The following is a 9,397-nucleotide window of genomic DNA, read 5'->3' as shown; positions in this document are numbered from 1 at the left end:
CTTCAGACACATCAAGATCTTGCTGCAAATATTCATAACCACAAAAATATTGCCAATAAATATTTTCCTTTAGCTCTTCCTCCGTAAACGAATCAGAACCGTTGTACATAGCTTGAAGCATTGATAGTGCTAGCATTACTCTATGATCTTTCTTATTTCTACCAAATTGCTTGATTTCAATGTTAGGCAATGCTCTGGCTTCAAGTTCAGACCAATTTACTAAATCCCTTAGTTTATATAACTTGTTTTTAGGATTTAGTTTTGTAGATAATTTCTCTTCAAATAACCTTTCTTGTTTTTGGAGAAAAGTAATATTTTCTATAGGCATAATTTTAAAATCCGTAAGCTTTATGCGGTAATTATACCATTTTCTTATGGATTTTGTAAGCTGTTTATGACATGAAACCCCTTGTTAATTCAGGCGGGGAGAGTTTTGACGGAGGGACTAGTTGAGGTTATTTAGGTTCGGTGAAGTGAGTTTGAGATGATTTGACAATCTCATAAAGAACGCCTGCTCATGAAGATGTTTGCCTATTCGACATGTGAAATATAAATACTTCTTGTGCCAAACTACAGCTAAATATTATAAAAAAATAGTGGATTTAAGTGGTGCCGGATGTCGGATTTGAACTGACAACCTACCGCTTACAAGGCGGTTGCTCTACCGTTGAGCTAATCCGGCGAGGGGAAGTGCTTTTTTGTATAATTTAAAAATTTCCTACAAAAAATCTATTTCAAAAAGCTTACTTCTAAATAAACATCTTACTTAGATGCTTGTTCTTTTAATTCTTTTTTCGAAGGTTTCGTTGTATGAGCTTTCGCTCTTATATCTATTTTTCTAAGAATTGATTCTGGTAATTTAATTCCTGCTTCTTTTATAAAACCAATTACCCGATCAGTAGGTTGTGCACCATGAGCTAACCAATGCTCAATACGCTCAGCTTTTAAAGTAACGCGGTTTTCGTCTCCTTTCTTTAGCAATGGATTGTATGTTCCAATTTTTTCAATGAATGCTCCATCTCTCGGAGCTCTAGCATCTGCCACTACTACTCTGTAGTAAGGACGTTTTTTTGCTCCACCTCTTGCTAAACGAATTTTAACTGCCATAATCTACGAAACTCTATTTAATTTTTTCTTCTTTAAATTCAACATGCTTACGCACCTTTGGGTCGTACTTTTTAAATGACAATTTTTCTGTCAAAGTTTTTGGATTACGCTTTTTCACAAGAAAATAACCTGTGCCTGCGGTGCTAACTAATTTTACTAGTAAGTTCTTATTTTTCTTCTTAGACACAACCTTTCTAACCTTATTTTAAAACATTCATCTAAAATACTAGAGCGTAAGATATACCCAAGGCAGCGATTAGTCAAGCCAAAAATAAGCCTATAATGGAATATCTCCAAACTACCATAATTATTACTAAATGAATGCAATATATGGATAATAAATTATTGCTGATTATTGTAAGTCTAAGGTTATTTACCCGATGAAAGTTTTTGAATGTTAGAGAAAAATATATTGCGACAGTTACAATTGCTGTTACGATAAATTCAGGCGCTTTGAAGTCATCAAAATATATTATTATAGTGTATAAAGACGATGTGTATGCTGTTGTAAAAGCAGCTATACGGATGGGTATAAGGTTATTTTTTACAGAATAGCCAAGAACCATCATAGCAATAGCAAGAGTGCTATATTCAAAAAATTGGCCAGTTAGTGGAAAACAGCAAGCCAAAACAATGAAGTGTGTATAAGCTTGCCAAAACCCTAGATTTGATAATACCAGGCGTGATTGAAAAATACTCAGATATACATAGCCAATAAAAATAGAGATCAAAATATTTGCTTCTATTAGTTCTTGGAATATTAAAGTAGTAGTAAATAAATATAGTGCTACGCCGTAGATAAGCGTTTTGACTCTTAAACTGTTCTTAAAATTAAACCCTGCAAAGAAGCAAAATATTGGAAACGCATAGCGCCCAATAGCTCGTAGTATCCAAGTTTCAGGGAGGAAATATAATCCAATATGATCAATGATCATGCAGGTTAGAGCTATAACCTTTAAAAGATCTTGATAGTTAGAAACTCGGATCATGTTTTTTCAAAAGTACTATATGTAGTTTTAAATGATATGAAATTGCCAAAAATATAGCTATTCCAAATGTGATAGTTCCAAGTAATGTTGCCGATTTTATACTAAATTTGTTCGAGTAAAATAGGTCGCCAAAATAATACATAATAGAGCTAATGAATACTAACATACAAAAAGAACCGAAAATTACTTTGAAAGCAAATAGTTTTGTTTCATAGGTTACTTTAAAGTCTCCATATTGTTTTGCGTATTTATTTAAAAGCCAAGCATTAATCCAAGCTGCAATTGAAGCGCCTATAGCTATTCCAACATGACCAAAGGGAATCATCAGTGCGATATTCAAAATTGTATTAATTACGAGCGAGTAGAGAGTAATACGTAATGGAGTCTTTGTATCCAAATTAGCATAATATATTGGCGTTAAAATTTTAGCTATGACAAAGGCCGGTAGACCAAGTGAGAATGCAGCAAGCGCTTCGGCTGTGAGTATTGTATCCTCGGGCAAAAACTTTCCGCGTTCATAAATTAGGTGAATAATTGGTTTTGATAAAGCGAATAAACCAACCATTGAAGGAACGGAAAGTAACAAAGCAATTTGCAGGGCTTTATTTTGCAAATAGTTAGCTTCATTATAGTTTCTTTTTTTATATATTCGTGATAACTCGGGAAGTAGAATTGTGCCAAAGGTAATGCCGATTAGTGCCAAAGGTAACTGGTATAAACGGTCTGCATAAGATAAAATAGAAACAGCTCCTGGTAAGAAGCTAGCAATAGCACCAGAGATAAAAAGGTTAAGTTGTTGTGCTCCAGAACTTAGTGTTGCTGGTCCCATATTCTTGACTAATTGAGTTACTTCTTTTTCATTAGGAGCAAATATTATAGGAAAACCAAGGCCAGATTTGTACAAACAAAATACCATGAAGGCTACTTGTAGTACTCCAGCAACTATTAATGAATAAGCTATGCTGTAATGAGCTGTATAGTTTTCTTGGAGATAGTATGTAACTACAATTACACTAACGTTCATAATTATCGGAACAAAGGCAAAAGCGGCAAATTTCTTTACAGAATTAAGCATGCCACCAAATAGAGCCGTGATAGATACGAATATTAAATAAGGAGTGGTAATGCGACATAATATTACTGCTAGTTCAAATTTCTCGTTTTCAAGATAAAACCCAGGAGCAATTAGCAAGACAATATAAGGCATTAGAATTTCGACAATTATTGTCAATGTGATAAGGGTAATCATCAGTAGAGTAAATATCTTGCCGCTGAAATTTTTTGCTTCACCTTGTGAGTTAACAAGTTTCTCGCTAAACATTGGGATAAAGACAGCAGATAGGGCTCCTTCACCAAATATTCTTCTAAATAAATTGGGAAATTTAAACGCGACATTAACGCAATCGGCAATTGCTGAGGTGCCAAATGTAGCAGCTATAAAAAACTCCCTAGCAAGGCCAAAAAATCTTGATAAAAGAGTAAAAAATGCAACGATAATTCCTGATCTTAAAAGCATAGACTAGTCTTGAGTTTAAGTGTTGCTAAATAACAGCTTTATGCAAAGGCAGTCACGAATAATTATGATTAAAGTTTAACATGAAGGTAATTATAGTTTTACTCTTGCAAGCGCTTCATCAATAATTTGATTTGCTTTTTTTGCATTTTCCCAACCAACCACTTTCACCCATTTACCTTTCTCTAACTCTTTATAGTGTTCAAAAAAATGAGTTATTCTTCGTTTTAGCATATCAGAAACATCATTAATATCCTTAATAGAATCGAAAGTTATGTCTAATTTTGATACTGGAACTGCCAAAATTTTCTCATCCATACCAGATTCATCTTCCATCATCAATACACCAACTGGACGAACCTTGATTATAGCCCCTGGTACAACGGGGTGATGAGTAATAACAAGGACATCCGCTGGGTCGCCGTCATCTGAAAGAGTGTGAGGAATGAACCCATAATTGCATGGATATGACATAGAAACTTGCATAAATCTATCGACAACTATTGCTCCAACATCTTTGTCGAATTCATATTTAACGGGGTTATCATTCATCGGAATTTCAATAATAACATTAAAATCTCCATCCTTTGTTTTTGCAGCAACTTTATCAATAAACATATCAAATAACTCCATATTATGGTTTTTAGACCTATTAGTCTAAGGCTAAAGATTTATACGATATTTTGATCAAAACGGCTATACTATTTTTTGATATTCGAAATAGACTTTTCGAATTGCGTAAATCCATAATACACAAACTACGATAAAAATGAACATTAACGGCGCTGCTATGGAGTTATAAGTTGCCATAGGTAATATCGTAAAGATCATTGATTGAACAAGTCCGCTAGCAGATTTACCAATTTTAGGGCTAATTACGTCTACAGCAGCTTTTCCTTTAGTACGAAGCTCTTGGTCAAGAGGGATATACAACATTTGGCTTGATGTATCCAAGATGGAGTACTTTGAGCCCTTTGATAAAATGTTCTGAATAGCTCCAACAAATACTGCTAGAGCTAGTGGAGACATGAGGATTGCGCCATCAAAAAAATTCATTATGTGATCATCGAAAACTACTAAAATAAAGAAAATTGTACCAGTAATCAGAATAATTATGGGTGAAATTACCGCTGCTGCAAACCAACTGCTTTTACGCATGACATTATTACCAATAATCGTCATAACCATTATTGCCACTCCAGTCCATAGTATATATAAGCTATTAAATTCAGCATATGAGTTAACGGTGGGATACAATTCTTTGATCTTCGCTTTCCATACGGCCTCTACTAGATTCATAGAGAGTCCAAATGAAGCAGAGCATATTAGCATTAACCACAAGTATTTTGATCTTGCTATATACTTAAAACTTTCGATGATTCCCATCTTTGGCCTGGTGGACTTATCAATTCGTCCTACGGGCATGTTGGAATAGGTGCTGCTAAAATTCTTTGAAATATAACGAACGAGCAAGCACGATAAGATAGAAGCAACTGTAACCATTGCAACCGAGACTTGAATTAGCGTGATTTTGCTATCAGATACAGTAAATAACTTATTAATAACGCTATTATCAGATGACAAGTTCATCATCATAAAACCGACCAGAATTAGTGAGGAATTACCAAATAGAGAAAATAATGTATAAAAACGCTTTGCTTCATTTGTATTGGTAATTTCATTGGCAATTTGCCAAAACATTAAAATATAAAATATATTCGGCCATAATTCAGAAAAAGAGTAAAAAATAACGTAACTCCAGTTGCCAATCGTGGCTATGTACCATTTCAAATGTGGGTGATTTTCCATTAGGTGGGCAAGTGTCTGTCTATCCATATGGAAAAAATCAATATTTGGATATATTATAAAAGCGAATATAATGTAAAACCCGGTGAATAATGCGGCCAAATAATAAAATATTTTGTGAATAGGTAAGTGGTTTATTAGCTTAGCGTAAGCAATAACAAATATTGCTGCCATTGGTGTCACGACATAAACCTTGCTAAAACTAGTAATTTCTGCGCTTACTTCAGAAATTAAGATACTGTCTTTTAAGATTCTTAAAACATTTTGGTTAAATATAACGCAGAACATTAAAGCTGAAATAGGGACAAACTTAGAAAGTTCTGACCTATGTATTGGCCAAAATATGTTGCGTATCTTATTGAAAGGTTTAGGCTCTTTATCAGACATTGCTTGCAAAACACTTATAGACAAAAAAAAAACTTAAAAAGTAATTTCTAGTCGTAGGTCTGCAATAGTATGAGCTATAACTTATAGCACTTTGAATATACGGCAGTACGATGAAAATATTGCGGCGTAATATATCATTATAAGTCCAAGGAGTCAACATTTGTTTTCAATTGAATTGGTATAAACTGGCTATTTTGTTATGTTAAGTTATGATTTAGATAAATATGATCAATACAAGTTCGAATACGATCAATTTGTAAAATCAAAAACTAGTCCTAGATATTCTGCTTTATCATTAGCAGTAACCTATAATTCTGAGGTAGCGAACCTCATGAAATATGAATCATTAGGTTCAAGGAATGATGCATTTCTAATTGTTCCGTCAATTTTTAATTCTCCAGAAATATTATTTTTATCAGGAGAGAATAATTTTGTAGAAAATTTACGCCAACAAGGTGAAGTATATCTTGTAAACTGGAAAGAGACTTATATCCAGCTCAAGCTTGAAGATTTGATTCGCGAATTACAAAAAATAATAAATTTCGTTAGAAAAAATAATCAGAAAAATATTCATCTTATCGGGCATTGTATAGGTGGGAACATATGTGTTGCAGTAACCCAGCACTTGAATTGTGGTACACTAGGTCAATTTGAAACTAGACTTAGTATCAGTAGTTTGTCGTTATTAACTACGCCATGGGATTTCTCTCATTTTGGTAATCTTAGATTGATTCTTGAAAATTGTGGCCTTGAAAGCGCTATAAAAGAAAGTGATTTAATACCCAAAATATATGTTCAAATAATGTTTTTCTTGATGTTCCCTTCGCAGTACAAAGAGAAAATAGATAAGTATTTTGCTTTATCTCCTGATTCAAGACAATTATTTCTTCGTGTCGAAGATTGGCTGCAATCTGGTATTTCAATTCCAAAATCACTTTATCTGCAAATTATCGAAGAATTTTGTTTGAATAATATAATCTACAATAAGAAATGGAAAGTGAATGGGTCAATTGTAGATCCAAAGCAAATCAATGTTCCCACCTGTATTATTTACGCTAAGAAAGATCAAATAGTTCCTTATAGTTCAATAGTTCCTTTGCAAAAGATGATAAAAAACTCTACAGTTATAGAAGTGGACGGAGGGCATGTTGCGTATCTAGTATCTCCTAGTTTGAAATTTCAGCAACAATATAATAATTGGCTAAAAACTGCTTTGGATTTTAAATGATTGAAACAGACTAGTAATAATATAAAGATCGATGGAGAAAATTTATGAAAGAAGTCTACATAACACATGCCAGAAGAACAGCCGTCGGTAGTTTTTTAGGAGGGCTTTCAGAAATGTCGGCTCCTTTGATCGGCTCGGAGGTCGTAAAAGCAATATTGGCTGAGAGTAGGCTTGATCCAAAGTTATTTGACGAAATTATATTAGGTCAGGTGATTACGGGAGGATCTGGACAAAATCCAGCTCGCCAAACTTTAATTCATGCCGGTATGCCAATAGAGCTGCCTGCGACCACTATCAATAAAGTTTGTGGCTCTGGCCTAAAGGCAGTTGCGTTAGCTGCGAACTCGATTAGAGCGGGCCAAGCTGATTTAATTCTTGCTGGCGGTCAGGAAAATATGTCGCTTGGCATGCATGGAGGCTATTTGCGTGGTGGGAGTAAATTTGGTGATATAAAACTTACTGATTTTATGATGTATGACGGCCTAACGGATGCATTTTCTGGTCAAATGATGGGTATTACTGCCGAGAATATATCAGAAAAATTTAATATTAGTCGCGAGGCCCAAGACCAACTTGCGCTTAGCTCACAGCTAAAAGCATCAAAAGCTCAGATAAGTGGAAAATTTAAAAATGAAATTATTCCTATTCAAATCCACAAAAAGAAAGAGAGTTTTATATTTGACCAGGATGAGGGGATTAGAGGAAATTCAAATATGGAAGGCCTTGCTAAGCTAAAGCCTGCGTTTAAAACCAATGGCACCGTTACAGCTGGTAATTCATCGACCATTAATGATGGTGCTGCTTGTGTTCTTGTTGCTTCGGAAGAAGCCGTAAAAAAACATAAATTAGTGCCTATAGCAAAAATAGTATCTTATGCTAGTTGTGGTGTGGATCCTTCTATTATGGGGACTGGTCCTGTGCCGGCATCCAAACTTGCTCTTGAAAAAGCTGGTTGGAATGTTGAAGATCTTGATTTAATTGAAGCTAATGAAGCATTTGCCGCTCAGGCTGAATATGTTAATCAAAAAATGAAATGGGATATTAGTAAGGTGAATATCAACGGTGGAGCTATCGCCATCGGCCATCCTATTGGTGCAAGTGGAGCACGAATTTTGGTAACCTTACTGCATGAAATGAGAAGATCTGCTGCCAAAAAAGCACTTGCTACTTTATGCATTGGTGGCGGTATGGGGATTGCTATGTGTTTAGAGCTAGTTTGAGTTTTCTATAGGATCTCTGCTTACCTAGCCAAGGTCATGAACTAGCCAAAACTGTATAAATAATTTGGAGTTCTAGCGTTGCTACCAGAGTTGCTTTGCCAATTAATTAGACCTCTTGCACAATCTTATTCTGAGCGGTAATTTTGTCAAAAAAACTTGTTTTCGCTTCTCACGTATATTAAATACGCTGCGATGCTTATCTACATTTTCTCTAAAAATTCCTCGCTTATTTATGGGTTATGCAAGAGGTCTATTGAAGCGTTTGCGCGCTTGAAGAAGGCAATAATAGATGTTAGGATATGATCGATTGCATGCTAAATTTTTGGTATCATTACTTTAGAAATGTTTACAGAATCTAAAAATAGGAGAGAGATTAAATGAATTTAAAAGAAGCCGCATTACATTGTGAAAAAGCATGGAGCCAGTTCGCTAATAAGAACCATATCAATCGTGATGATGTGTTTTATCTTTTTAAACTTCAAGAGGAATTAGGTGAGTTGACGCGCAGCTTTCTCGAACTTCGGGGGTCCGAGAAACCAACACTATCTGAAAGTGAGCTTAAAAGGAAATTTGAAGGAGATATTGTAAGTGTTGTGGGAAATGCTTTAATTTTAGCGCATCAGTATAATATAGACCTAGAGAAAGTAATACCTAAAAAATTTCCAGTTCAAAATTAAAGTAGCCTAGAGGCTAGTTAGATAGTCCCTCCGTCAAAACTCTCCCCGCCTGAATTAACAAGGGGTTTCATGTCATAAACAGCTTACAAAATCCATAAGAAAATGGTATAATTACCGCATAAAGCTTACGGATTTTAAAATTATGCCTATAGAAAATATTACTTTTCTCCAAAAACAAGAAAGGTTATTTGAAGAGAAATTATCTACAAAACTAAATCCTAAAAACAAGTTATATAAACTAAGGGATTTAGTAAATTGGTCTGAACTTGAAGCCAGAGCATTGCCTAACATTGAAATCAAGCAATTTGGTAGAAATAAGAAAGATCATAGAGTAATGCTAGCACTATCAATGCTTCAAGCTATGTACAACGGTTCTGATTCGTTTACGGAGGAAGAGCTAAAGGAAAATATTTATTGGCAATATTTTTGTGGTTATGAATATTTGCAGCAAGATCTTGATGTGTCTGAAG

General features: G+C 34.6%; 11 protein-coding genes and 1 tRNA gene. 4 read left to right on the top strand and 8 right to left on the bottom strand.

From position 1 onward, the window contains the following. The 8 genes from Megvenef_RS05330 to Megvenef_RS05295 all read right to left on the bottom strand — a co-directional run. On the bottom strand, positions 1-328 hold a 328-nt coding region (locus tag Megvenef_RS05330; RefSeq protein WP_322776028.1), incomplete at its 3' end, for a transposase. 279 nt (positions 329-607) lie between these two features. Next, positions 608-682 (bottom strand) — tRNA-Thr (locus Megvenef_RS05325). Positions 683-762: 80 nt separating this feature from the next. Continuing rightward, a complete protein-coding gene (rpsP, locus tag Megvenef_RS05320) occupies positions 763-1,107 on the bottom strand; it encodes a 30S ribosomal protein S16 (RefSeq protein ID WP_322776942.1) in 345 nt (114 codons plus the stop codon). A 13-nt stretch (positions 1,108-1,120) separates the two neighbouring features. Further along, positions 1,121-1,294, bottom strand: coding sequence for a 50S ribosomal protein L33 (rpmG, locus tag Megvenef_RS05315; RefSeq protein WP_322776941.1), 174 nt, complete (start codon positions 1,292-1,294; stop codon positions 1,121-1,123). 73 nt (positions 1,295-1,367) lie between these two features. Beyond that, positions 1,368-2,096, bottom strand: coding sequence for a TraX family protein (locus Megvenef_RS05310; protein ID WP_322776940.1), 729 nt, complete (start codon positions 2,094-2,096; stop codon positions 1,368-1,370). Next, positions 2,080-3,612, bottom strand: coding sequence for a murein biosynthesis integral membrane protein MurJ (gene murJ, locus Megvenef_RS05305; RefSeq protein ID WP_322776939.1), 1,533 nt, complete (start codon positions 3,610-3,612; stop codon positions 2,080-2,082). Before murJ ends, Megvenef_RS05310 begins: the two co-directional genes overlap by 17 nt. Positions 3,613-3,702: 90 nt before the next feature. Further along, positions 3,703-4,227, bottom strand: coding sequence for an inorganic diphosphatase (ppa, locus tag Megvenef_RS05300; RefSeq protein WP_322776938.1), 525 nt, complete (start codon positions 4,225-4,227; stop codon positions 3,703-3,705). A 78-nt stretch (positions 4,228-4,305) separates the two neighbouring features. After that, positions 4,306-5,802 (bottom strand): Npt1/Npt2 family nucleotide transporter, encoded by a 1,497-nt coding sequence (locus Megvenef_RS05295; protein ID WP_322776943.1) that lies wholly within the window; start codon positions 5,800-5,802, stop codon positions 4,306-4,308. 331 nt (positions 5,803-6,133) lie between these two features. On the opposite strand from Megvenef_RS05295, the gene Megvenef_RS05290 reads away from it, so the two are divergent. From Megvenef_RS05290 to Megvenef_RS05275, 4 genes are all read left to right on the top strand, one after another. Further along, positions 6,134-7,030, top strand: coding sequence for an alpha/beta fold hydrolase (locus Megvenef_RS05290; protein ID WP_322776937.1), 897 nt, complete (start codon positions 6,134-6,136; stop codon positions 7,028-7,030). A 44-nt stretch (positions 7,031-7,074) separates the two neighbouring features. Then, positions 7,075-8,250 (top strand): acetyl-CoA C-acyltransferase, encoded by a 1,176-nt coding sequence (locus Megvenef_RS05285; RefSeq protein WP_322776936.1) that lies wholly within the window; start codon positions 7,075-7,077, stop codon positions 8,248-8,250. Between the two features lie 377 nt (positions 8,251-8,627). Then, positions 8,628-8,927, top strand: coding sequence for a nucleoside triphosphate pyrophosphohydrolase family protein (locus tag Megvenef_RS05280; protein WP_322776935.1), 300 nt, complete (start codon positions 8,628-8,630; stop codon positions 8,925-8,927). 142 nt (positions 8,928-9,069) lie between these two features. Continuing rightward, positions 9,070-9,397: transposase (locus Megvenef_RS05275; protein ID WP_322776028.1), on the top strand; the 328-nt coding region annotated here is incomplete at its 3' end.

The organism is Candidatus Megaera venefica (genome assembly GCF_034554655.1).
GTDB classification, from domain to species: Bacteria; Pseudomonadota; Alphaproteobacteria; order Rickettsiales; family Rickettsiaceae; genus Megaera_A; species Megaera_A venefica.
Note: the sequence above shows the minus strand (reverse complement) of the source record. Positions and strands in the feature narration are given on the sequence as shown.

Coding starts and splice junctions, on each gene's coding strand:
- ppa (WP_322776938.1), bottom strand. CDS start 4,227: ATGTTTATTGATAAAGTTGCTGCAAAAACAAAGGATGGAGATTTTAAT.
- Megvenef_RS05280 (WP_322776935.1), top strand. CDS start 8,628: ATGAATTTAAAAGAAGCCGCATTACATTGTGAAAAAGCATGGAGCCAG.
- Megvenef_RS05310 (WP_322776940.1), bottom strand. CDS start 2,096: ATGATCCGAGTTTCTAACTATCAAGATCTTTTAAAGGTTATAGCTCTA.
- Megvenef_RS05295 (WP_322776943.1), bottom strand. CDS start 5,802: ATGTCTGATAAAGAGCCTAAACCTTTCAATAAGATACGCAACATATTT.
- rpsP (WP_322776942.1), bottom strand. CDS start 1,107: ATGGCAGTTAAAATTCGTTTAGCAAGAGGTGGAGCAAAAAAACGTCCT.
- Megvenef_RS05285 (WP_322776936.1), top strand. CDS start 7,075: ATGAAAGAAGTCTACATAACACATGCCAGAAGAACAGCCGTCGGTAGT.
- murJ (WP_322776939.1), bottom strand. CDS start 3,612: ATGCTTTTAAGATCAGGAATTATCGTTGCATTTTTTACTCTTTTATCA.
- Megvenef_RS05290 (WP_322776937.1), top strand. CDS start 6,134: ATGAAATATGAATCATTAGGTTCAAGGAATGATGCATTTCTAATTGTT.